Consider the following 23,122-nt stretch of genomic DNA (forward strand, 5'->3'; position numbering starts at 1 on the left):
GTCGCCCATCGTGGCAGCTTTGCCCAAGTGTGGCGCTACTTCCCATGTGCCGGACGGCTCGCGTAATGCACCGCCGCGCGCTGTTGTCGCGCCACGTACCGCCAATCTATAGGCAGGCGGTGCGGGTGGCGGCACATAGGTGGGATCGAACAGGCCCGCAACGCTTTGCCCCTCCCGCACGTGAATGCCCCACGAAGTGCGCAGCGTTTCGGTAATGCGGTCGCCGTTGCTCAACCGGCTGCCCACTAACGCGAATGGCTTGCCTCCGCTATGGTTGTCTCCCGCGCCGTCGATAATCGCGGCCTCGCTACCGTCGTCGTAGGTCACTACATCGCCGACGCAGGCGACTTCCAATCCGGCCAATGTCAGGCCGCTGGTTGCGGTGGTGACACGTCCACCGCGTTCCGTGAGCGCGCCAACGGTGGCGAAAAGATGGGTCGGTGCTTTGAGTTCGATTTTCATCCGGCTTCCCTGTCTCAGTAAATGGAATGGCTGCCTAGAGACGCTATTCCAGATCAGAAACGTCGATCAATCGGACGAATATGATTCGGCACCCATAACAGATGTGAATTGTTCTGTTTTACCGTTTGAATCGACCTAGCGCGGGAATACGCCGGGGGGATCGGTGCGATAGCTTGATTTCTTCGGGGTTGCTTTCCATCCGGCAGCCAACTTGCTCATCCCGGCCGGGTGCGCTTGCCGGTGATTCGGTCTCAAGTCGAAAACCAATCATTCACACGTGAGGGAACACCTTCCCCATCGGAGGGTCGTCCTCCGGATAGAACGTCGGATAACCGCGCTCTTGCGCGTCGCGGTACCCGGCACGCCGATCACGCCGCCCGCAGAAACAACCGCCGCGTCAGGTCGAACGCGACCAGGTTGCCGGCCACCACCAGCAGCAACCCGACCACCGCGAGCGGCGACCACTGGTAGCCCTCGAACACCGTCGACACGGCCAGCGCGACGATCGGGAACAGCACCGTGCAGTACGCGGCGCGCTCCGGCCCGATCCGGCCGACGAGGGTCAGATACGCGGTAAAGCCGATCACCGAGCCGGGCACGGCGAGATACACGAGCGCGCCGAGATAACGCGGGCTCGTGTCGAGCGTGAACGGCATCCCGGCCACCACGCTGCCGACGGTCAGGATTGCCGCGCCGATCAGCATCGCCCAGCCGTTGGTCGCGAGCGGGTGCAGCCCCATCGACTGCATCCGGCTCGACAGCAGGTTGCCGATCGAGAAGCACATCGTGCCCGCGAACGCGATCGCGAGCCCCGTCCACGTCGCGTGGTCGTCGAGATGGCCGGCCATCTGCTGCCAGAACAGGCACGCGATGCCGGCCAGCCCGAGCAGCGCACCGGCAATCGCCGACGGCCGCAGCGGACGGCCCATGAACAGCCGTCCGTTGATCGAGTTCAGCAGCGGCGCGGTCGAGAAGATCACCGCGACGAGGCCGCTCGGCACGACCTGCTCCGCATAGTAGAAGCACAGGAAGTTCAGGCAGAACAGCGCGAAGCCCTGCGCGAGGAGAAAACGCCACGCTTCGCGCGGCGGGCGCACCGGCCGGCGCATCATGCGCAGCAGCGCGAACAGCACGGCGGCCGCGAGCCAGAAGCGCCAGGCGATCGACACGGGCGGCGGCACGGCGCCGAGCTGCCATTTGATCGCGATCCAGGTGGTGCCCCAGATCAGCACGGTGACGAAATAAAGCGACAGGTTCATGGCGGCAACGATCCAAAAGGCAGGTGAAACGGATCCCGACTATGCCGCCGCCCGGCGCGCGCCGATTGTCCGGAATTGCGGTCTTTTTCGGGCCGCCGCACGCGGCGCCGCGCGCCCGCTTATACTCGGCCCATCATGAGCCTCTCCCTTTCCGCGCCCCCCGTCGACCACCCTACCGCCCTGGCTGGCGGCGATCTGCCGTTCGGCCTGCAGTCGGTCTGCCGCACGCTCGCGGACGCGAACGCGACGCTCGAGCGCTTCGCGTGGCTCGGCGACCATCTGGCGATCGCCGAATGGACGCGGATCACCGACGAAAGCGAGACGGTCTACGAGCAGCCGGGCCACCACACGCTGTCGTGCTACCTCGACGGCGGTTACCGGACGGAACGCCAGCGCGTGCCGCGCTACGGCGCGCCGAGCCTGCTGTGCGCGCTGCCGGGCGACCACGAATCGCGCTGGTGGGTGCGCGGCGAGATGCACTTCATCCACCTGTATTTCCTGCCCGAACACTTCACGCAGCGCGCGATCCGCGAACTCGACCGCGAGCCGCGCGAGCTGAAGCTCGCCGACCGCACTTACTTCGAGGATGCGCGCGTCGCCGCGCTGCTGCGCTCGCTCGCGCTGGACGGCTGGGACGATGCCGACGAACGGCTGCGCGTGAACGAGACCGCGCACGAGGTGCTGAGCCTGCTGCTGCGCGGGCAGAGCACGACCCGCACCGACATGTCGTTCCGCGGCGGACTCGCACCGGCCGTGCGCCGCCGCGTGCGCGACTACATCGACACGTACCTGACGCAACCGCTGACGCTCGGCGAACTCGCCGACGTCGCCGCGCTGTCCGAGTACCACTTCTCGCGGATGTTCCGGCTGTCGTTCGGCCGCGCACCGCACGCGTGGGTGGCCGAGCAGCGCCTCGCGCGGGCCCGCGAGCTGCTGCGCACGACGGCGCTGCCGCTCGCGCAGATCGCGGCCGACTGCGGCTATGCGAACGCCGGCCACTTCAGCCATCGCTTTCGCGACGCACATGGCACGACGCCGAATACGTACCGGCGCGCGATGCAGGGCCGCTGAGCGCGGCCCCTTTTTCCCGTTTCCCCGCTTACGCGCCGCGCCGCGACAGTTCCTGTTCGAGCGCCGCGACGCCGGCCGGCAGGTCGACCGGTACCTTCAGGTCGACCATCGTGCGGCCGAACGCATGCAGCGTGCGGAACAGGTTGTGTTCGCGGCACTGCTCGCCCATCTGCCCGATCCGTACGATCGGCAAGCCGAACGAGCCCGAAATCTCGACCTGGTACTGCTTCGAGATATGGCCGCAGACCATTCCCGGCGTAAGCCCTTCCGGCGTCTCGATCCCGACCACTGAATTGAGCCGGCAGTCCTTCGGCGCATAGAGCTTGAGCCCCATTGACTCGACGCCCGCCTGCAGCGCGAGCGAGCAGCGCAGGTGGCGCGCGAAGCGGCTTTCGAGCGTCTCCGCGCAGACGAGCCGCAGCGCTTCGTGCAGCGCGAGCACGCCGGACACGGGCGCCGTGTAGTGATAGCCGGCGTTGTGCCAGAAGTTCTCCGCGAGCGCCATGTCGAGGCACCAGTGCGCGTTCGGTTCGGGGCGATGCTTCATGCGCTCCCATGCGGCGTCGGAGAACGCGATCAGCGACACGCCCGGGATCGACGACAGCCCCTTCTGGCCGCCGGTGATCACCGCGTCGATGCCCCACGCGTCCATCTCGAGCGGCATCGTCGACAGCGTGCACACCGCGTCGACCACGACCAGCGCGCCGGCCGCCTTCGCGAGCGCCGCGATGTCGCGCAGGTCGCGATTCCACACGGTGTTCGACGTCTCGCCCTGCACGATCGTGACGATTTCGGGCCGCTCGCGCGCGATCGCGTCCGCGATCTCGTCGAGGCCGGCGACCGCGCGGTCGGCCACTTCGAGCGTCGCGACGTCGGCGCCGACGCGCGTGGCCATCTCGGCCATCCGCGCGCTGAAGAAGCCGTTGCGGATCGACAGCACGCGCGTGCCGCGCCACGCGAGGTTCGAGATCGCCATCTCCATCGCGGCCGAACCGGGGCCCGCGACGCCGAGCACCCACTTCGTGCGGGTCTGGAACACGTAGCGCGCCATCTCCTTCACCTGCTCGATGATCTTCGCCATCGTCGCGCCGAGGTGGTTGATCACGACCGTGTTCGCCTTCGCGACGGCGGCCGGGATCGGGACCGGGCCGGCCCCCATCATCAGCAGCGGTTCTTCGGGCAGGATCGCGTCGAGCGGCACGACGACGGGACAGGGAATCGGCGAGTAATCGATGGACATGGCTGGTAAAAGGTGAGGAAAGGAAGGGCACGGACGCCCGCCGCGCTGCATGGCGAACTGATCGATCATTCCGCGTTCCGCCGCCTCGCGCAAGAGGCACGCGCGGCCGGACAGCGCGATGGTGGCCCGGTCGCCGAACCGGGCCAGCCGGCCGTGCGCGGGTCGCACACCGGTCATCCGGATTGAAAACGGATTGCCGGCCAGGGTGTGAAACGGTTCCACTCGAGCGCCAAGCGCACGATTTTCTCCGCCAATAACACCGCACTCCGTCAACGTCGCCGCTTCAGCGCGACTTCCGTATCGATTGAAATAGACCAGATCCGTGATGAAAATCATCACGCGGAATCCGATACGCAAAACCCTCGCACAATCCAAAACATCCATTATTGCGGCATGAATTGGGGCGCGCTTCCTTCCAATACCTGAAGAAACTCACACAAATAGCTCACAACTCGTTGAATGAAATAGACAATATTTGCATCCAACATGCTTGCCGAATATCGTGCCACCTTTGAACGGCAGGCATGCCAGACAGCACTACGTTTAACGCGTTACTCCCGATTTCGATTTTCCGCAACCCGCCGCTTTTCTCAGGTTGACGGATATCGCGCTGTATTGAACAATCATCTGCGGAATCGAAGAAAACGATTTTTCGATACGACGGAAAACTGAGGGCCGCGCGATGCGCTTTCGATGTCGCGCGGCGTAAAGCCACAACCATAATCAATCAACCGGGCCAGAAATACGCAAGCCATGAACCAGATTCAGACCATGCGTGTATTCGTCTGCGTCGCCGAGCAACAGAGCTTCCGGCGCGCGGCGCACCATCTCGGCGTGTCCAATGCACTCGTCACGCGTTCGATCGCGATGCTCGAGGGCCACCTGAACACCCGGCTGATCCACCGCACCACGCGGAACCTGTCGCTCACCGAGGCCGGCGTGCGCTACCTCGACGGGTGCCGGGCGCTGCTCGAGGAATTCGATCACCTCGAATCGTCCGTCGCGCATGCCGTGCGCGAACCGGCCGGCACGCTGCGCGTCGTCGCGTCGGGCCTGCTGTCGCCGCTTGCGCTGACGCCGCTCGTCAGCAGCTTCCGGCGCCGCTACCCCGAGTTGCGCGTGCAGCTGACCGTCGCCGAGGGGCCGCTCGACGTGCTCGATTCCGGGTACGACGTCGGCATCGTCACGGGCAACCGGCTCGACGGCAACCCGACGCTGATCGGCCACGCCCTTTCGCCCAACCCGTTCGTTGCGGTCGCGGCGCCGGCCTATCTCGAGCGACGCGGCGAGCCGCGCCTGCCCGACGACCTGCCGGGCCACGACTGGGTCACGCTCGCGCCGCACCAGCATGCGCCCGCGTGGCAACTGGTCGGCCACGACGGCGTCGCGCATTCCGTCACGGTGCGCCCGGCCTGCACGGTCAACCAGCTCGCGCTCGTCCACGCGGCCGCCGTGGCCGGGGCGGGCATCGCCGTGCTGCCCGAGCCGTGTGTCGCCAGCGCGCTCGCCAGCGGCGCGCTCGTGCGGCTGATGGCCGGCTACCGGATCGACGATCCCGACACGCAGTTGTCGCTCGTCTATCCGAACCGCCAGTACGTGCCGGCCCGCACGCGCAGCTTCGTCGAGCACGCGCTCGATCACTTCAGCGCGCAGCCCGCCCGCGAACGCACCGATTACGGCTTCCTGCGGCCGTCGCGCGGGCCCGACCGCTCCGACATCGTCACGGGGCTGCAGTAAACTGCGCGCGTCAGCCTTCGGAGGTGCAGCGTGCGCGTGATCCTGTTCAGCAGCCGGCAGTACGACGACGATTCGTTTGCTGCCGCCAACCGGCGGTTCGGCTATCGGCTGCACTTCCAGCCGTCGCACCTCGACGCGGAAACCGCGATCCTCGCGCATGGCTATGACGTCGTCTGCCCGTTCGTCAACGACACCGTCGACGCGGCCGTCCTCGAACGGCTGGCGGACGGCGGCACGCGCCTGATCGCGCTGCGCTCGGCGGGCTTCAACCACGTCGACCTGGCCGCCGCCGAGCGGCTCGGCATCACGGTCGTGCGCGTGCCCGCCTATTCACCGCACGCGGTTGCCGAGCACGCGGTCGCGCTGATCCTCGCCCTCAACCGCCGCCTGCCGCGCGCCGTCGCGCGCACCCGCGAAGGCGACTTCTCGCTGAACGGCCTGCTCGGCTTCGACCTGCACGGCAAGACCGTCGGCGTGATCGGCACCGGCATCATCGGCAGCGTGTTCGCGAAGATCATGATGGGCTTCGGGATGCATGTGCTCGCGCACTCGGTACCGCCGTACAACGACGAGCTGATCGCGTTCGGCGCGCGCTATGTCGCGCTCGACGAATTGCTGCACCACGCCGACATCGTCAGCCTGCACTGCCCGCTGCTGCCGTCGACGCACCATCTGATCAACGAGCGGACGCTCGCGCGGATGAAGCACGGCGCGATGCTGATCAACACCGGGCGCGGCGGCCTCGTCGATGCGCAGGCGCTGGTCGACGCGCTCAAGAGCGGCCAGCTCGGCCATCTCGGGCTCGACGTGTACGAAGAGGAAAGCGGGCTCTTCTTCGAGGATCACTCCGACCTGCCGCTGCAGGACGACGTGCTCGCGCGGCTGCTGACGTTCCCGAACGTGATCGTCACGTCGCACCAGGCATTCTTCACGCGCGAGGCGCTCGCCGAGATCGCGCACACCACACTGTTGAACATCGAGGCGTGGCATGCCGGCACGCCGCAGAACGTCGTGACCGCGAATCGCTGAGAAATCGACGAAACCGGCTCGTTTCATGGCTGCAAGCGATATCGCAATCGTTTGCTTTTGATCGCCGCTGAAAACACGACCTTTTGCATCAACAATTTCGCGCTTTGTTTCAAATGATGTAACGCGGTGCGTGCGCCGTCTGCTATCGTTGCGCCGACGTTATCCCGCCTCCTCCCGTCCATGCGTTTCGACGATTCCGACATCGCCGCCGTCTACCGCGCCATTTTCGAACGGCGCGACATGCGCCACTTCACGCCGGCACCCGTCGATCCCGCCGTGCTCGCGCGCCTGCTGCGCGCGGCGCATCACGCACCGAGCGTCGGCTTCATGCAGCCGTGGCGCTTCATCCGCATCACCGATCCGGCGCTGCGCACCGCGATCCATGCGCTGGTCGAGGCCGAGCGCCGTGCGACCGCCGACGCGCTCGGCGAGCGCCAGGACGAATTCATGCGGCTGAAGGTCGAAGGCGTGCGCGAATGCGGCGAGCTGCTGGTCGTCGCGCTCGCCGACGGCCGCGAGCGCCACGTGTTCGGCCGTCGCACGCTGCCGGAGATGGATCTCGCGTCCGCGGCTTGCGCGATTCAGAACATGTGGCTCGCGGCCCGCGCCGAAGGGCTCGGGATGGGCTGGGTTTCGCTGTTCGACGTCGATGCGCTGCGCACGCTGCTGCGGATGCCCGACGGCGCCAAGCCGATCGCGGTGCTGTGCGTCGGACACGTCGACGCGTTCTATGCGAAGCCGATGCTCGAGCAGGAGCGTTGGGCCGCGCGGATGCCGATCGAGGCGTGCCTGTTCGAAAACGGCTGGGACGATCCGGCCGCGATCGATGCCGCAAGGTCGCCTTCGTCACCTGCGGACAGGGCGGATGCGGCAACGGAAACGGGCACCGACCTGGCAAGCGCATCGACCGAAAGCGTCGACGGCTCCCGCGAACGCATCGCCTGACGAGCCTCCCGCCGTCATCGTTCCGCCCCCGCCATTCCCCCGCCGCAAAGCCCGCCGAATCCCACACTGTGAGCGCGACGCGGGCAATCCCGTCGCTCGCCGGCAACAACCGTTTTGGCCCCAAGCATAGGGGTTTTCACTGAAGTAGAATCGCGGCTGTCGTTCGCCTTACCGCCCGCCCGTCCCGCGCATCCTGCGCCAGCCCGAGCGGCGGCTTTTCCCGAGCCCACCGCGATGCCCTTACCTCTTTTCGCCCTCGCCGTCGCCGCATTTGGAATCGGTACCACCGAGTTCGTGATCATGGGGCTGCTGCCCAATGTCGCGCGCGATCTCGGCGTGTCGATCCCGGCCGCCGGCATGCTCGTGTCGGGCTATGCGCTCGGCGTGACGATCGGTGCGCCGATCCTCGCGATCGTCACCGCGAAGATGCCGCGCAAGCGTGCGCTGATGGGCCTGATCGGGCTGTTCATCGCGGGCAACCTGTTCTGCGCGACCGCCCCGGGCTATGCGGTGCTGATGGCCGCGCGCGTCGTCACCGCGTTCTGCCACGGCGCGTTCTTCGGGATCGGCTCGGTGGTCGCGAGCAACCTCGTCGCGCCGAACCGTCGCGCGCAGGCGATCGCGCTGATGTTCACCGGCCTCACGCTCGCGAACGTGCTCGGTGTGCCGCTCGGCACCGCGCTCGGCCAGGCATACGGCTGGCGCGCGACGTTCTGGGCCGTCACCGGCATCGGCATTGCCGCGGCCGCCGCGCTTGCCGTCTGCCTGCCGAAGCATCTCGCGATGCCCGACACCAGCATCACGCGCGAATTCAGCGTGCTGAAGCATCCACAGGTGCTGATGGTGCTCGGCATCAGCGTGCTCGCTTCGGCCAGCCTGTTCAGCGTGTTCACGTACATCACGCCGATCCTCGAGGACGTGACGGGCTTCTCGCCGCGCCAGGTCACTTACGTGCTGCTGCTGTTCGGCCTCGGGCTGACGGTGGGCGGCACACTCGGCGGCAAGCTCGCCGACTGGCGCCGGATGCCGTCGCTGATCGCGACGCTCGCGCTGATCGGCGTGGTCCTCGCGCTGTTCGCGGGCACGATGCACCTGCCGTTCGCCGCACTCGCGACGATCTTCGTGTGGGGCATCCTCGCGTTCGCGATCGTGCCGCCGCTGCAGATCCTGATCGTCGACCGCGCCAGCGACGCGCCGAACCTCGCGTCGACGCTGAACCAGGGCGCGTTCAACCTCGGCAACGCGACCGGCGCATGGCTCGGCGGGATGGCGATCGGCTCCGGCGTGTCGCTCGTGAACCTGCCGTGGGTCGGCGTCGCGATGGCCGTCGCGGCGCTCGCGCTCACGCTATGGTCGGCGTCGCTCGAACGTCGACCGGTGGCCGTACCGACCGAGTATGTATGACGCAACCCTGCTGAAATCGTTGCGAGCACAACTCCACTCAAAGCTGATGGCCTTCATGGACCTTTCAAGGTCCGCGGTGTAGCATCCCCGCCGATGAAAGCCATTCTTAATCGCGATTTCCTCGCACTCATCCTGAGCGTCGCGGTCGTCGGTCTCGGCACCGGCGCCACGCTGCCGCTCACCGCACTCGCATTGACCGAAGCCGGGCACGGCACCAACGTCGTCGGCATGCTGACGGCCGCGCAGGCCCTCGGCGGCCTCGCGATCGTCCCGTTCGTCACAGCGCTCGCGCGGCATATCGGCTCGCGCCGCGCGATCGTCGTGTCGGTCGTGCTGCTCGCGGCGGCCACCGCGCTGATGCAGTTCACGTCGAACCTGATCCTATGGGGCGCGCTGCGCGTGCTGTGCGGCGCCGCGCTGATGCTGCTGTTCACGATCGGCGAGGCGTGGGTCAACCAGCTCGCCGACGATTCGACGCGCGGCCGCGTCGTCGCGATCTACGCGACCAATTTCACGCTGTTCCAGATGGCGGGCCCCGTGCTCGTGAGCCAGATCGCGGGCGCGACGAGCATCCGCTTCGCGCTGTGCGGCGCGCTGTTCCTGCTCGCGCTGCCGACGCTTGCGACGATCCGGCGCGCGCCGCTCGCCGGCGACGACGCGCATCACGAAGCGCACGGCCGCTGGCTCGACATCCTGCCGCGCATGCCCGCGCTGATCATCGGCACCGGCTTCTTCGCGCTGTTCGATACGCTCGCGCTGTCGCTGCTGCCGCTCTATGCGATGGATCACGGCGTCGCGAGCGCCACCGCCGTGCTGCTCGCGTCGATCATGCTGTTCGGCGATACCGCGATGCAGTTCCCGATCGGCTGGCTCGCGGACAAGCTCGGCCGCGAACGCGTGCACCTCGGCGCAGGCTGGATCGTGCTCGCCGGCCTGCCGCTGCTGCCGTTCGTGATCGCCAATCCGTGGCTGTGCTGGCCGTTGCTCTTCGTGCTCGGCGCGGCAGCCGGCAGCATCTACACGCTGTCGCTCGTCGCGTGCGGCGAACGCTTCCGCGGTGCGGCGCTCGTCACCGCGAGCTCGCTCGTGTCGGCGTCGTGGAGCGCCGCGAGCTTCGGCGGCCCGCTGGTCGCCGGCGCGTTGATGGAACAACTGGGCAGCCACGCGCTGGTTGGCGTGCTGGTCGTCTGTGTCGCGGCGTTCGTTGCGGCCGCGCTGTGGGAGCGCCGCGCCGCGCTGCAGCGCGCGGTTTGATGCAGATTGGCGTTGGCGTTGGCGTTGGCGTTGGCGTTGGCGTTGGCGTTGGCGTTGGCGTTGGCGTTGGCGTTGGCGTTGGCGCGCAGCATCATGCCCCGATCCGCGTCAGCCCGCTCGCGTCCCTCCCGCGGTAAACGAAAACGGCCCGCGCAACGCGGGCCATCCTGTCCTTCCGGACTACGCGCGATCGACACGTGACCTACGCGTAACGTTTCGCGCTGCGATCCGTCACGCGCTATGCGCCGGCAAAATCTTCCCCGCACACGTGCCGAAGCCGACCCGATAACCGTCGCCCTGGCACCACCCGGCGAGCGTCAGCTCGTCGCCGTCCTCGATGAACGTGCGGCTGCCGCCACCGTTCAGCGCGACCGGCTCCTTGCCGTTCCACGTCAGTTCGAGCAGGCTGCCGAACGAATCCTTCGTCGGCCCGCTGATCGTGCCCGAACCCATCAGGTCACCCACGCGCGTGTTGCAGCCGGCAACCGTGTGATGCGCGAGCTGCTGCGCCATCGTCCAGTACATGTGCTTGAAGTTCGTGCGGCTGATCGACGTGGCTTCGGCCGCCCCTTCCGCGCGCAGCGTCACTTCCAGCGCGATGTCGAACCCATGCTTGCCCGCGTGCTGCAGATACGCGAGCGGCTGCGGCGACTGCTCCGGCTGCGCGACGCGGAACGGTTCGAGCGCGTCGAGCGTGACGATCCACGGCGAGATCGTCGTCGCGAAGCCCTTCGAATTGAACGGCCCGAGCGGCACGTATTCCCACTGCTGGATGTCGCGCGCGCTCCAGTCGTTCAGCAGCACCATCCCGAAGATATGCGCTTGCGCGTCCTCGCACGCGATCGGCTCGCCGAGCGCGTTGCCCTTCCCGACGATGAAACCCGTCTCCAGCTCGATGTCGAGCTTGCGGCACGCACCGAACACCGGGCGATCCTGGTCGGGCAACTTCAGTTGCCCGTTCGGGCGCCGCACCGGCGTGCCGCTCACGACCACCGACGACGCGCGGCCGTTGTAGCCGATCGGCATCTCCGACCAGTTCGGCAGCAGCGCATTCTTCGGATCACGGAACATCGAGCCGACGTTGGTCGCATGCTCCTTCGACGAATAGAAATCGGTATAGCCGGGAATGTCGACCGGCAGATGCAGCGTCGCGTCGCGCTGCGCGACGAGCACCTGTGCGCGCAGCGCCGTATCGTCGCGCAACCGCGCGTTGTCGCGCGAAAACAGGTCGGACAGCTGCACGCGCACGCTACGCCATGCGTCACGGCCGAGCGCGATGAATGCATTCAGCGCCGGCGCGGCGAACACGTCGGCGCCGGCCGGCAGCGTCACGAGGCCCGCACGCGCGAGCGCAGCGAGATCGACGATCTGATCGCCGAGCGCCACACCCGCACGGCGCGACGCTTGCTTCGCATCGCTGAAGATCCCGAACGGCAGGTTCTGGATCGGGAAATCGCAGGCGGGATCGTTCGCCGTCTCGACCCAGCTCTTGCGGGCCGGGTCGAGCGTCGCGCGCCAGTCTTGGGTATCGCTCATTTTTGCTCCGGATTGAAATGTTTCTTGATGCCTTGCCAGCATTCGAAGTAGTCGGCCTGCAGCTGCGCGGTGTCGAGCGCGTAGCGCGTCGGCCGGATCAGCGTGCGGGTTTCGAACATGAACGCCATCGTCGCGTCGACCTTGTGCGGCTTCGTCGTGTCGCTCGCGGACGCCTTCTCGAACGTATCCGCGTCGGGCCCGTGGCCCGACATGCAGTTGTGCAGGCTCGCGCCGCCCGGCACGAAACCTTCGGCCTTCGCGTCATAAGCGCCGTGCACGAGCCCCATGAACTCGCTCGCGACGTTGCGGTGGAACCAGGGCGGGCGGAACGTATCCTCGGCCGCGAGCCAGCGCGGCGGGAAGATCACGAAGTCGATCGTGTCGACGCCCGGCGTGTCGCTCTGCGACTGCAGCACCAGGAAGATCGACGGATCGGGATGGTCGTAGCTGATCGAGCCGATCGTGTTGAACAGGCGCAGGTCGTACTTGTAGGGCGCGTAGTTGCCGTGCCACGCGACGACGTCGAGCGGCGAATGGCCGATGTCCGCGCGCCACAGCCGGCCGTTCAGCTTCGCGATCAGCTCGAACGCGCCTTCGCGGTCTTCGTAAGCGGCGTGCGGCGTCAGGAAGTCGCGCGGGTTCGCGAGACCGTTCGAACCGATCGGGCCGAGATCCGGCAGGCGCAGCTGGGCGCCGAAGTTCTCGCAGATATAGCCGCGCGCATCGCCGTCCGGCAGCGTGACGGCAAAACGCACGCCGCGCGGGATCACCGCGATCTCGAACGGCTCGACGTCGACCCGGCCGAATTCGGTCGCGATGAACAGCCGCCCCTGCTGCGGCACGATCAGCAGTTCGCCGTCCGCGCTGTAGAAGAAGCGGTCCTGCATCGAGCGGTTCGTCGCGTACAGGTGGATCGCGCAGCCGTTCATCGCGGCGGCCGAACCGTTGCCGGCCATCGTCACGAGCCCGTCGACGAAATCGGTCGGCTCGACCGGCATCGGCAGCGGATCCCAGCGCAGCTGGTTCGGCGGTGTCGGCGGCACGTCGGCCGAATCGCCGAATTCCGACACGAGCCGCTGCGGCCCCGCATACGGCTCGAACGGCCGGTGCACGGCCGCCGGGCGGATGCGGTACAGCCACGAGCGGCGGTTGTGGCCGCGCGGCGCGGTGAACGCCGTGCCCGACAGCTGCTCCGCATACAGCCCGTACGGCGCGCGCTGCGGCGAGTTGCGGCCATGCGGCAGCGCGCCGGGCAATGCCTCGGTCGCGAATTCGTTCGCGAAACCGCTCTGGTAGCCGGCGGTTGCCGGTTTCGACAGGTCAAGCGTCATCGTTTCCTTTCTCCCTCAATTCATCGCGGCGTTCGGCGCCTGCGCACCGCTTCGCCGCGTCACACCGGCAAGCCCCAGGACGAACAGCGCCGAGCACAGCACCGGCACCGCGGCCGCATGGAACAGCGCACCGTTCGACCAGTTGAGCGCAATCAGTTGTCCGCCGACGAGCGGCCCGAGCACCGAGCCGATCCGGCCGATGCCGAGGCTCCAACCGATGCCCGTCGAGCGCAGCGACGTCGGGTAATACTGGCCCGCGAGCGCGTTCACGGCCGGCTGCCCGCCGACCACGCAGAACCCGCCCGCGAACACCACCACCAGCAGCCACGGCAGCGCATGCGCGACCGAGCCGATCAGTCCCACCGACACGGCCGCGCACGCGAAGCAGGCGAACAGCACGCGCACGAAGCCGTAGCGTTCGATGAACCAGCCGAGCGACAGCGTGCCGATCACGCCGCCCGTCTGCAGCACCGTGCCGACGATCACGGCCGTGCCCGGCGAATAGCCCGCGTCGCGCATCACGGTCGGCAGCCAGTTCGACAGGAAGTACAGATCGATCAGGTTCATGAAGCTGATCGCCCACAGCAGCAGCGTGACCGGCAGGCGGCCGTGGCTGAACAGCTCGGCGACCGGCGCGCCGGTCGCGGCGCGCTCGCGCACGACGAGCCGCGTGTTCGCATCGATGCCGGCCTGCGGCGCGAAATGCGCGAGCCACGCGCGTGCCTGCGCGACGCGCCCTTTCAGCACCAGGAACTGCAGCGACTCCGGCAGCCGCGCGACCATCGCGATCGTCAGCACGAGCGGCACCGCGCCGCCGACGAAGAACACCGACCGCCAGCCGAGCGCCGGAATCAGCGCGGCGCTGATGAAGCCGCCGATCGCCGCGCCGAGCGTGAAGCCGCACGACACGATCATCATCCGCTTCACGCGATGCGCGGCCGGGCTGAACTCGCCGACCAGCGCCATCGCGTTCGGCATGATGCAGCCGAGGCCGAGGCCCGTGACGAAGCGCAGCGCCATCAGCACCGGGATCGAACCTGCGAACGGCGTCGCGAGCATCGTCACCGCGAAGAACAGCGTCGAGCCGATCAGCACCGGGCGCCGCCCGATCCGGTCGGCCAGCACCGACAGCCCGAGCGCGCCGAGCAGCATCCCGAACAGGCTCGCGCTGAACACCGGCCCCAGCGCCTGCTTCGGCACGCCCCATTCGGCGATCACGCTCGGTGCGACGTAGCCCATCGCCTGCGCATCGAACCCGTCGATCACGAGGCACAGCCCGCACAACACGAGCAGCATCCAGTGGAAACCCGGGCGATGGGTCTCGTCGATCACGCGCTCGACTTCGAGCACGCGCGCGTCGGCCGGCGCCGCGCTCATTGCGTCACCTCGGCGGCCGGATGCACGGGCGGCGTCACGCCCTGGCGCGCGAGCGCCATCGCTTCGCGCAGCACGTCGGCGTCGCCGATCTGGTTCGCGAGCAGCAGGATCAGCTTCGCGTTGACGAGCTGGCTGTCGGCGTCGGACAGGTCGCGATGCATGTCGATCAGCGCTTCGTAGAACGCGTCCGGATCAGCCAGGCGCGGGCGGGTGTCGAGTGGGGGCATGACGGAGTCTCCGGTGTCTTTATCGTTTTCAGCGTGCGCAGGTCGCGCGCGCCAGTGCGTCGGCCAGCGCCTGACGGTCGAGCGTGCGCGTGCGCGCGCACACGTGCTGGTCGGGACGCAGCAGGTAGAACGTGCCGGGCTTCGCGTCGTAGCGTTGCGCGGCGAAGCCGTCGACGTCCTCCACGACGACGACACCCGCGACCGCTTGTGCGTGCCCGGCCGGCACGACGAGCACGGGCCGCACCGGCAGCGCGAGGCCGTCGAGCGCCTGCGCAAGCGCGGCCGCATCGCCCGGCAACCCGAACAGCATGCCGGTGAAGCCGCTGCCCAGTTGCTGCAGCAGCCAGCCCGACGCGCCTTGCGTACGCACCGGCGCATCGGCCGCCGCCGCGCCCGGGCGCATCGCGCCCGCGAAGGCGTCGCCGTTGCGGTCCGGCGTGTTCAGCGGCGAATCGGCGAGCACCGCCGGCACCGACAGGCGGCCGCTGTTCACGAGCTTGCGCGCGAATTCGCAGTCGCGTGCAAGCTTCAGCGTCGCGTCGCGGAACACGCGCGACACCGGGCTCTTCGGCGTGATGAAGTCGGTCGAGCGCGTCGAGTTGCGGATGTTCTCGTCGGCTGCGAATTCACGCTCGCTCGCATACGTGTCGAGCAGGCTGTCGGCCGACCGGCCGTCGAGCACGAGCTTCAGTTTCCACGCGAGGTTGTCGGCATCCTGCACGCCGCTGTTCGCGCCGCGCGCGCCGAACGGCGACACGCCGTGCGCGGAATCGCCCGCGAACAGCACACGGCCGTGCCGGAACGCGTCCATCCGTTGGCAGCGGAACGTATAGACGCTCACCCATTCGAGCTCGAACTCGACGTCCGGCCCGAGCAGTGCACGCACGCGCGGAATCACGCGCTCCGGCTGCTTCTCGGCGACGGGGTCGGCATCCCAGCCCAGCTGGAAGTCGATGCGCCATACGTTGTCGGGCTGGCGATGCAGCAGCACCGACTGATTCGGGTGAAACGGCGGGTCGAACCAGAACCAGCGCTCGGTCGGAAACTCCGCCTTCATCTTCACGTCGGCGATCAGGAAACGGTCCTTGAACGTGCGGCCGTGGCTTTCGAGGCCCATCATCGTGCGGATCGGGCTGCGCGAGCCGTCGGCCGCGATCACGTACTGCGCGCGCAGCGTCGTGACGCCCTCCGGCGTTTCGATCGTCAGCACCGCGTGTTCGGCCGACTGGTCGATGCCCGTGACCTTGTGCTTCCAGCGGATGTCGATGTTCGGCAGCGCGAACGCGCGGTCGGCCAGGTAGCCTTCGACGTAGTACTGCTGCAGGTTGATGAACGCGGGGCGCGCATGCCCTTCCTCGGGCAGCAGGTCGAACGCGTACAGCTGCTCGTCCTGCAGGAACACCTTGCCGACGTGCCAGCTCACGCCCTTGTCGACGAAGCGCTCGCCGCAGCCGAGCCGGTCGAAGATCTCGAGCGTGCGCTTCGCGAAGCAGATCGCGCGCGAGCCGGTCGACAGCGTGTCGTCGTCGTCGAGCAGCACGACGCTCACGCCCTGCTGCGCGAGGTCGATCGCGGCCGCGAGGCCCACCGGGCCCGCGCCGACGACGATCACCGGGTGAACGGTCGTGTCCTGCGCACGCGGGCGGTATTCGAACTTCAGCGTCTGGTAATCGATGCTCATGGTCGCCATCCGCTCCTCAACCCTGCCAGGCGCAAGCCGGCACGCCCGTCATCCCGCCCGTCGCCTGCCGGCGCGCCGCGCCGCTCTCCCGCGTGCCATTCCTGTCAACCGCCACGTCTCGCTCCTTGCTTCCTGTTGATTCGTGAACGGCGCCGTTTCGCGGCGCCCGCATGCCGCATTTCTTGATCGGCGACAAATCCTGGATTTACGAATAGTAAAACCAATTACGAATAGTGAAATCAACGTAAACCCTAGCCGAAGCGTCGACGACGGGATAACCATATGAACGAAACGCCGAGCCGAGCTTGGCCGGCGCTGCTAATATCAAGCTACGAGGCGGCCCGTTCGGCCGCCGTTTTTCCTTCTTACGCCGATGATTCCGCCCACCATTCCCGAGCTGGTCGCCCGTGCCGGGCAACTGCCGTATCTGCGGGATCACCTCACGCTCGCCGATGGCGGCACCGCAAGCGCGAACCTGCCCGAGCGCACGCTCGGCAGCGCCTACGAACCGATCTACGACGTGACGATGCCGGGCGCACCGCAATCGACGTCGTTCGCCGACGCGATCGAGCGCTACGGCGACGAACTCGGCTTCCAGGCCGTGACGGTCGTCACGGGCGCGCCGCACGATCCGGTCGACTCGGCCGTCGACGACCAGACGCTCGTCGCGATCGACCGCCTGTCGCGCGCGCTGCATGCCATCAATTTCTTTGGCGCGCAGCGCCATGGGCTGCTGTTCCTGCGCGTGCACGAACGGCTGCTGAAGAGCGTGAAGTACGACCACGGCAAGCATTTCTCATCGGTGCTGCAGCGCTTCGGGCTGCCGGCCGAGCGGATCGTGATCGAGCTGCCGGCGGTCGCGGTCGCGCACAAGACCTTCCTCGGCTACCTGACGCGCAGCTATCAGCATCACGGCTTCAAGGTCGCCGACAAGCTGCCGGACCCGGGCCGCATCCTCGCGGTCGAATCGGAGATGGCGCGCCCGGACTACATCAAGATGGATGCGGGCATCGCGTTGCGCGACGGGATGGTCAAGGCGCTCGTCGCGTATGCGCAGCGCGTGCGGATTCCGCTGATCTTCGACGGTGTCGTCGACGAAACGCAGTGCGAGCTGCTGCGCCAGTACGACGTCCGGTTCATGCAGGGGCCCGTGTTTGCGAAGGTCGTGACGGCCTGAGCCTCGGTGGATGAGGGGGTTCGCACACGCGGGGCGTCGCGTGCCGACAGTGGAATGCAGGTGATGTAACGTGGGGATCGGGCCGCCTGGCTCGCCCCGTCGTCCGAGGTCCGGCCGGTGGTTGCCGGCCTCGTGGAAAGACCGGCTTAGCGGGAACGCGCGCGCCTCGTTGCCGGCACGGTCGATGTCGGCGGTGACCTACCGCTTACGCCCTTCCACCGTCATCGTACTTGGGCAGATCGTCGTCGATCTCGATGCCCGGGAAGCGATCCCCATACCAGACATGCCAGGCCGGACGTAGCCGCGACGGCTCGTCGAGCGTCGCGTAATTGATCTCGACCGCCCTGGGTGCATCACTGAGCCGGTAGTCGAGCTGCGCGCCGCAACGGCCGCAAAAGCGCCGCTCGCCCCACGCGCTCGACGCATATACGGTCGGCTCGCCTTGCAGGTATTCGAACGCGTCGATCGGCACCGATGCCGACGCGACCACCGCCGCGCCGGTCGTGCGCTGACAGAGCCGGCAGTGGCAAAAACCGGCGTCGGCCGGAACACGGGTGATCCGGTACCGGATCGCCCCACATGCGCATCCGCCTTCCATCGATTCTGCGTGAGACATGGCAAACCTCTTCGTCGGTGAGCTGGCGAACGATCATGCGCGCGGTTCGTTCGTGGCACAACCGGCGGCGGTGTCACGCCCGGGCGCTGCCGACCGTACCGGCGACGGCACCCCACCGCGCGCGCCCGTCGCTCAGGCCGTCTGCCCGAGCCGCTGCGCGAGCGCCTTCAGCTTCGGCCCGACCTGCGTACGGAACACGTCCTCGTCCATCGACGATGCAGGGCCGCTGCAGCTCAGGATCAGCCAGCGCCCCTCGCGCGGTTCGCGAAACGGGACGGCCGCCGCGTTGACGTCCATGTGCCACGCCCGGAACGAATAGCAGCAGCCCCCCGCCGAGAACTCGGCCACCGCCTGCTGCGCGGCGGCGACGAGCGCATCGGCGTCGGCCCCGCCGCCGGCCGCACGATGCAGCTCCGCATAAAGCGCGCGGCGCACGTCTTCCGGCTGCACGGCCAGGTACGCGCGCCCCATCGAGCTCGTCAGCATCGACAGCCGCGAACCGGGCGCGAGCCCGAGCGTCAGCGCGGTCTCGCTGCGGATCGTCTCCAGGTAGATCATGTCGAGCCCGTCGCGGCAGCCGAGCGACACGGCCGCGCCGATGTCGCGCGCGAGCGCCTGCATGTGCGGCCGCGCGAGGTCGATCGTGCCCGAGCCCGACAGCAGCGCGTAGCCGAGCGACAGCACGCCGGCGTCGAGCGCATACTTTCCGAGCGTCTCGTCGTAACGCAGGTAGCCGAGCACGGTCAGCGTGTAAGCGAGCCGGTTCACCGTCGCCTTCGGCAGCCCCGTGCGCTCCGCGAAGTCGCGGTTGCCGAGCATCGTCTCCCCGGGCCGGAATGCGCGCAGCAGGTCGAGCCCGCGCGCGAGCGCGACGACGAACTTGCGTTCGTCGATCGTGGTTTCGTCGATGGTTGAAAGTGTCATCTGGTGCTACACTGGGTTCGATTTGCAAAACATTGTTCCGCACAGCGGAACTTCCGTCAAGCAAACTCTCAGGCAACAAACCCGGCTGAATCAGGGACCGACCGTAAAGCGTGGGACCCGGGGAAGCGCTGAAGTGCCAACCTGGGTCGACCGCAAAGCATGGGACCCGAGTAAGCGCTGAAGCGCTAACTCGGGTCGACAGGAGATGAGACGATGAGTGCTGCAACTTTTCATTGGGACGATCCGCTGCTGCTCGACCAGCAACTGACCGAAGAAGAGCGGATGGTGCGTGACGCCGCGCAAGCGTACGCGCAGGACAAGCTCGCACCGCGCGTCACCGAAGCGTTCCGCCACGAACGCACCGACGCCGAAATCTTCCGCGAAATGGGCGAAGTCGGCCTGCTCGGCCCGACGATTCCCGAGGAATACGGCGGCCCCGGCCTCAACTACGTGAGCTACGGCCTGATCGCCCGCGAAGTCGAGCGCGTCGACTCGGGCTACCGGTCGATGATGTCCGTGCAGTCGTCGCTCGTGATGGTCCCGATCCACGAATTCGGCTCCGACGCGCAGAAGCAGAAGTACCTGCCGAAACTCGCCACCGGCGAATGGATCGGCTGCTTCGGGCTGACCGAGCCGAACCACGGCTCCGATCCGGGCAGCATGGTCACCCGCGCGAAGAAAGTGCCCGGCGGCTACTCGCTGTCCGGCGCGAAGATGTGGATCACGAACTCGCCGATCGCCGACGTGTTCGTCGTGTGGGCGAAGCTCGAAGAGAACGGCAAGGACGCGATCCGCGGCTTCATCCTCGAGAAAGGCTGGAAAGGCCTGTCGGCGCCCGCGATCCACGGCAAGGTCGGGCTGCGCGCGTCGATCACCGGCGAGATCGTCCTCGACGAGGTGTTCGTGCCGGAAGAGAACCTGATGCCGAACGTGAGCGGCCTGCGCGGCCCGTTCACGTGCCTGAACTCGGCGCGCTACGGGATCGCATGGGGCGCGCTCGGCGCCGCCGAGTCCTGCTGGCACACCGCGCGCCAGTACGTGCTCGACCGCCAGCAGTTCGGCCGGCCGCTCGCCGCGAACCAGCTGATCCAGAAGAAGCTCGCCGACATGCAGACCGAAATCACGCTCGGCCTGCAAGGCGTGCTGCGCCTCGGCCGGATGAAGGACGAAGGCACGGCGGCCGTCGAGATCACGTCGATCATGAAGCGCAACTCGTGCGGCAAGGCGCTCGACATCGCACGACTCGCGCGCGACATGCTCGGCGGCAACGGTATCTCCGACGAATTCGGCGTCGCGCGCCACCTCGTGAACCTCGAAGTGGTCAACACGTACGAAGGCACGCACGACATCCACGCACTGATCCTCGGCCGCGCGCAAACGGGCATCCAGGCATTCTTCTGATCGTCCGGATGCGGCGAGCGCGGCAACCGCGCCGCGCCGTGCTCGCGCAAAAGACACGGCCCGCCCGGTAGTCATGCCGGACGGGCCGTTTTTCATCGGATCCGCGCACCGTGCCGCCGGCCCGGTAGCGCGCTCCTCTGCAGCCGATGCTTACTTGTTCGGCTGGGGCGTGAGGCGCAGATACGGACGCACCGCGTTGAAGCCCTTCGGAAAGCGCTTCTTCAGCTCTTCCGGATCCTGCAGCGACGGGACGATCACGACGTCGTCGCCGTCCTTCCAGTTGCCGGGCGTCGCGACCTTGTAGTTGTCGGTCAGCTGCAGCGAGTCGATCACGCGCAGCACTTCGTCGAAGTTGCGCCCCGTGCTGGCCGGGTACGTGATGGTGAGCCGCACCTTCTTGTTCGGGTCGATCACGAACAGCGAACGCACCGTCAGCGTTTCGTTCGCGTTCGGGTGGATCATGTCGTACAGCTGCGAAACCTTGCGGTCCGCATCGGCGATGATCGGGAAGCCGACGACCGTCGACTGCGTGTCGTTGATGTCGTTGATCCAGCCCTTGTGCGACTCGACACCGTCGACCGACAGCGCGATCACTTTTACATTGCGTTTCTCGAATTCGCCCTTCAGCTTCGAGGTCAGCCCGAGTTCGGTCGTGCACACCGGCGTGTAGTCGGCCGGATGGGAGAACAGGACGCCCCAGCTGTTGCCGAGCCATTCGTGAAACTTGATCGGGCCCAGGCTCGATTCCTGCTCGAAATCCGGTGCGATGTCGCCAAGACGCAGACTCATGATGTTCCCTCCTCGAACGATGCTGGTTGAAACCGCGCCCGGATCGGCGCGGGAAAGTCTGTCAGCTTACGGGAAGCAATGGGGCGTGCGAACGATTATTCCGTTTGATATTCATACTTTTTTGTCATTTTTGCCTGGTGCCGGTGCCGGACAGGCGGCCGCAGGGAAACTTTTCACCTCGTTTGCCGCTCTGTTCATGATTACAAGTCGTTTACCATGCGGTCTTGCACTGCCGTTGTGTGTCTTCCCGGCTCGCCAGCAGGCAGGCGTTTCGCTACGATGTGAACCTGCAGCATGACAGCACGAAGGGAGTTGCAATGTCGGAAATCAACAAGGAGAAACTGATGTCGGATATCAAAACCGTTCTCTCGGACGCCGAAGACCTGCTCAAGCAAGCTGCGAGCAGCACGGGCGACCGTGCGGCCGAGCTGCGCGAGAAAGCCATGTCGCGCCTCAAGCAGGCCAAGGAAAAGGCGGCCGACGTCCAGGTCGTGGTGGTCGAGAAGGGCAAGAAGGCCGCACGCGCGACCGACGACTACGTGCACGAGCATCCGTGGACGTCGATCGGCGTCGCCGCCGGCGTTGGCGTGCTGATCGGCCTGCTGATCAACCGCAAGTAACGCGCTCTGCGCTGTTTCGTCCCGTGGGCCGCGTCGTGCGGCTTGCGGGCGTCGAAGCCAGCCGGCGGTTTCCGCCTGCCGGCTTTGTCCTGGCTGCACACTGCACGCGCACGCACCTTACCCATGACGACAGACACCCCCTCGCAGCCGTCCGGCCAAGGACCGCTGCGCCGCCTCGTCGGCTCCGCGATCGGCCTTCTGCAAACGCGCCTCGAACTGGTGGGCATCGAGCTTGCCGAGGAGAAGGAGCGCCTGATGGGCGTGCTGTTCCTCGGGCTCGCCGCGATGATGCTCGCCACGATGGCGCTCATCAGCCTGACCGTGCTCATCGCGATCGCGTTCTGGGATACCTACCGATGGCAGTCGCTCGCGGCGATCACCGCGCTGTATGCCGCAAGCGGGATCGCATGCGCATTGAAGGCCCGCTCGGGCCTGCGCGACGCGCCGACCGTATTCGAGGCGACGCTCGCCGAACTCGAGAAAGACCGCGAACTGTTCCGCGGCAAGCCGTGAACGCAATCGCGCTCACCCCTCCCACCTACTTCGCCGACGCGCCATGAGCCAGAACGTCACGGGCAATCCACCCCGCTCCCATTCGTCGCGATCGAACTGGAGCGCGTCGCAGCATCGCGCGCTCCGCAAGGAACTGCTGATCCTGCGATCCGAAGTCGAGCGGCTCGAACTCGCGGAAGCCGCCGGCGACATGCGCCGCGCGGTGACGCGCTTCAGCTGGCTCAAGGTGTTCATCCCCGGCCTGTCCAGCAACAAGTTCAGCCAGTCTGCCAAGAACCTGAACGCGAACCTCGGACAGCTCGTCAACCAGTATCCGATGCTGAGCTCGCTCGCATCGCTCGTGCTCGCCAAACCCGTTCGCTCGCTGCTGCGCGCGAGTGCGGGCCCCGCGCTGAAGTGGGGCACCCTCGGTTTCGCTGCATGGGAGGTCTACCGGATCTGGAAGCAGTCCCGCGACGAGCGTGGTCTCGACACGCACGACGACTGACCGTCGTCGGCATCCCGCGCGCACGGCCAAGCGCCGTGGCGC

24 protein-coding genes are annotated in these 23,122 nt (G+C 67.2%); 13 read left to right on the forward strand and 11 right to left on the reverse strand.

Features of this window, described 5'->3' with window-relative positions; genetic code table 11:
* Window positions 1-462 (reverse strand): PAAR domain-containing protein (locus tag LGM89_RS30515; protein ID WP_226274904.1); only part of this gene is annotated, 462 nt, incomplete at its 3' end.
* A gap of 368 nt (window positions 463-830) precedes the next feature.
* Entirely contained in the window at window positions 831-1,721 is an 891-nt protein-coding gene (locus tag LGM89_RS30520) for a DMT family transporter (protein WP_226274905.1), read from the reverse strand.
* A 135-nt stretch (window positions 1,722-1,856) separates the two neighbouring features.
* On the opposite strand from LGM89_RS30520, the gene LGM89_RS30525 reads away from it, so the two are divergent.
* Window positions 1,857-2,792: a helix-turn-helix domain-containing protein gene (locus LGM89_RS30525; protein WP_226274906.1), complete on the forward strand. Its 936-nt coding sequence runs from the start codon at window positions 1,857-1,859 to the stop codon at window positions 2,790-2,792.
* Window positions 2,793-2,820: 28 nt separating this feature from the next.
* On the opposite strand, the gene LGM89_RS30530 is transcribed toward LGM89_RS30525, so the two are convergent.
* Window positions 2,821-4,032 carry a pyridoxal-phosphate-dependent aminotransferase family protein gene (locus tag LGM89_RS30530; RefSeq protein WP_089494184.1) on the reverse strand — a complete coding sequence of 404 codons (1,212 nt, stop codon included), beginning with the start codon at window positions 4,030-4,032 and terminating at the stop codon, window positions 2,821-2,823.
* Window positions 4,033-4,239: 207 nt separating this feature from the next.
* Between LGM89_RS30530 and LGM89_RS30535 the strand changes: the two genes are divergently transcribed.
* The 6 genes from LGM89_RS30535 (at window position 4,240) to LGM89_RS30560 (ending at window position 10,401) form a co-directional block, all read left to right on the forward strand.
* A complete protein-coding gene (locus LGM89_RS30535) occupies window positions 4,240-4,458 on the forward strand; it encodes a hypothetical protein (RefSeq protein ID WP_144023036.1) in 219 nt (72 codons plus the stop codon).
* 327 nt (window positions 4,459-4,785) lie between these two features.
* Window positions 4,786-5,769 carry a LysR family transcriptional regulator gene (locus LGM89_RS30540; protein ID WP_226274907.1) on the forward strand — a complete coding sequence of 328 codons (984 nt, stop codon included), beginning with the start codon at window positions 4,786-4,788 and terminating at the stop codon, window positions 5,767-5,769.
* Between the two features lie 30 nt (window positions 5,770-5,799).
* Window positions 5,800-6,798: a 2-hydroxyacid dehydrogenase gene (locus tag LGM89_RS30545; protein ID WP_089430677.1), complete on the forward strand. Its 999-nt coding sequence runs from the start codon at window positions 5,800-5,802 to the stop codon at window positions 6,796-6,798.
* 180 nt (window positions 6,799-6,978) lie between these two features.
* The gene (gene bluB, locus LGM89_RS30550; RefSeq protein WP_226204456.1) at window positions 6,979-7,743 is read left to right on the forward strand and encodes a 5,6-dimethylbenzimidazole synthase; all 765 of its coding nucleotides are present in this window, start codon (window positions 6,979-6,981) and stop codon (window positions 7,741-7,743) included.
* A 234-nt stretch (window positions 7,744-7,977) separates the two neighbouring features.
* Window positions 7,978-9,147 carry an MFS transporter gene (locus LGM89_RS30555; protein WP_226204454.1) on the forward strand — a complete coding sequence of 390 codons (1,170 nt, stop codon included), beginning with the start codon at window positions 7,978-7,980 and terminating at the stop codon, window positions 9,145-9,147.
* A 93-nt stretch (window positions 9,148-9,240) separates the two neighbouring features.
* Window positions 9,241-10,401 carry an MFS transporter gene (locus LGM89_RS30560; RefSeq protein WP_226274908.1) on the forward strand — a complete coding sequence of 387 codons (1,161 nt, stop codon included), beginning with the start codon at window positions 9,241-9,243 and terminating at the stop codon, window positions 10,399-10,401.
* A 231-nt stretch (window positions 10,402-10,632) separates the two neighbouring features.
* Here the strand turns inward: LGM89_RS30560 and fahA are convergent, their stop codons facing one another.
* Genes fahA through LGM89_RS30585 form a run of 5 tightly spaced genes read right to left on the reverse strand, consistent with a single transcriptional unit; the run spans window position 10,633 to window position 16,562 of the window.
* Window positions 10,633-11,937: a fumarylacetoacetase gene (gene fahA, locus LGM89_RS30565; RefSeq protein ID WP_226274909.1), complete on the reverse strand. Its 1,305-nt coding sequence runs from the start codon at window positions 11,935-11,937 to the stop codon at window positions 10,633-10,635.
* Window positions 11,934-13,268: a homogentisate 1,2-dioxygenase gene (gene hmgA, locus LGM89_RS30570; protein ID WP_226274910.1), complete on the reverse strand. Its 1,335-nt coding sequence runs from the start codon at window positions 13,266-13,268 to the stop codon at window positions 11,934-11,936. The genes fahA and hmgA overlap by 4 nt, the downstream gene beginning before the upstream one ends.
* Before the next feature lie 15 nt (window positions 13,269-13,283).
* Window positions 13,284-14,645 (reverse strand): MFS transporter, encoded by a 1,362-nt coding sequence (locus LGM89_RS30575; protein WP_089494177.1) that lies wholly within the window; start codon window positions 14,643-14,645, stop codon window positions 13,284-13,286.
* Entirely contained in the window at window positions 14,642-14,872 is a 231-nt protein-coding gene (locus LGM89_RS30580) for a DUF2783 domain-containing protein (protein WP_069247256.1), read from the reverse strand. The genes LGM89_RS30575 and LGM89_RS30580 overlap by 4 nt, the downstream gene beginning before the upstream one ends.
* Window positions 14,873-14,900: 28 nt before the next feature.
* Window positions 14,901-16,562 carry an FAD-dependent oxidoreductase gene (locus LGM89_RS30585; protein WP_226274911.1) on the reverse strand — a complete coding sequence of 554 codons (1,662 nt, stop codon included), beginning with the start codon at window positions 16,560-16,562 and terminating at the stop codon, window positions 14,901-14,903.
* 364 nt (window positions 16,563-16,926) lie between these two features.
* Here LGM89_RS30585 and LGM89_RS30590 point away from each other — a divergent pair, with 364 nt between their 5' ends.
* Window positions 16,927-17,730, forward strand: coding sequence for an EAL domain-containing protein (locus LGM89_RS30590; protein WP_226274912.1), 804 nt, complete (start codon window positions 16,927-16,929; stop codon window positions 17,728-17,730).
* A 205-nt stretch (window positions 17,731-17,935) separates the two neighbouring features.
* Here LGM89_RS30590 and LGM89_RS30595 read toward each other — a convergent pair whose 3' ends face one another.
* Entirely contained in the window at window positions 17,936-18,346 is a 411-nt protein-coding gene (locus tag LGM89_RS30595; protein WP_226274913.1) for a GFA family protein, read from the reverse strand.
* Between the two features lie 132 nt (window positions 18,347-18,478).
* Window positions 18,479-19,270, reverse strand: coding sequence for an IclR family transcriptional regulator (locus LGM89_RS30600; protein ID WP_089494174.1), 792 nt, complete (start codon window positions 19,268-19,270; stop codon window positions 18,479-18,481).
* 213 nt (window positions 19,271-19,483) lie between these two features.
* Here LGM89_RS30600 and LGM89_RS30605 point away from each other — a divergent pair, with 213 nt between their 5' ends.
* Window positions 19,484-20,671 (forward strand): acyl-CoA dehydrogenase, encoded by a 1,188-nt coding sequence (locus LGM89_RS30605; protein ID WP_046545018.1) that lies wholly within the window; start codon window positions 19,484-19,486, stop codon window positions 20,669-20,671.
* Between the two features lie 150 nt (window positions 20,672-20,821).
* On the opposite strand, the gene LGM89_RS30610 is transcribed toward LGM89_RS30605, so the two are convergent.
* Complete coding sequence (locus tag LGM89_RS30610; RefSeq protein WP_069247250.1) at window positions 20,822-21,460, reverse strand: peroxiredoxin; 639 nt, start codon at window positions 21,458-21,460, stop codon at window positions 20,822-20,824.
* Here LGM89_RS30610 and LGM89_RS30615 point away from each other — a divergent pair.
* The 4 genes from LGM89_RS30615 (at window position 21,459) to LGM89_RS30630 (ending at window position 23,080) form a co-directional block, all read left to right on the forward strand.
* Window positions 21,459-21,758 carry a hypothetical protein gene (locus tag LGM89_RS30615; RefSeq protein WP_226204761.1) on the forward strand — a complete coding sequence of 100 codons (300 nt, stop codon included), beginning with the start codon at window positions 21,459-21,461 and terminating at the stop codon, window positions 21,756-21,758. The two genes, LGM89_RS30610 and LGM89_RS30615, sit on opposite strands and share 2 nt — an antisense overlap.
* Before the next feature lie 19 nt (window positions 21,759-21,777).
* Window positions 21,778-22,080 carry a DUF883 family protein gene (locus LGM89_RS30620; RefSeq protein ID WP_006494044.1) on the forward strand — a complete coding sequence of 101 codons (303 nt, stop codon included), beginning with the start codon at window positions 21,778-21,780 and terminating at the stop codon, window positions 22,078-22,080.
* A gap of 123 nt (window positions 22,081-22,203) precedes the next feature.
* Window positions 22,204-22,593 (forward strand): phage holin family protein, encoded by a 390-nt coding sequence (locus tag LGM89_RS30625; RefSeq protein WP_089494173.1) that lies wholly within the window; start codon window positions 22,204-22,206, stop codon window positions 22,591-22,593.
* Between the two features lie 43 nt (window positions 22,594-22,636).
* Window positions 22,637-23,080: a DUF3318 domain-containing protein gene (locus tag LGM89_RS30630; protein WP_089494172.1), complete on the forward strand. Its 444-nt coding sequence runs from the start codon at window positions 22,637-22,639 to the stop codon at window positions 23,078-23,080.
* Window positions 23,081-23,122: the final 42 nt, after the last annotated feature.

The sequence above is a fragment of the Burkholderia sp. AU31624 genome (genome assembly GCF_020420065.1).
Taxonomy (GTDB): domain Bacteria; phylum Pseudomonadota; class Gammaproteobacteria; order Burkholderiales; family Burkholderiaceae; genus Burkholderia.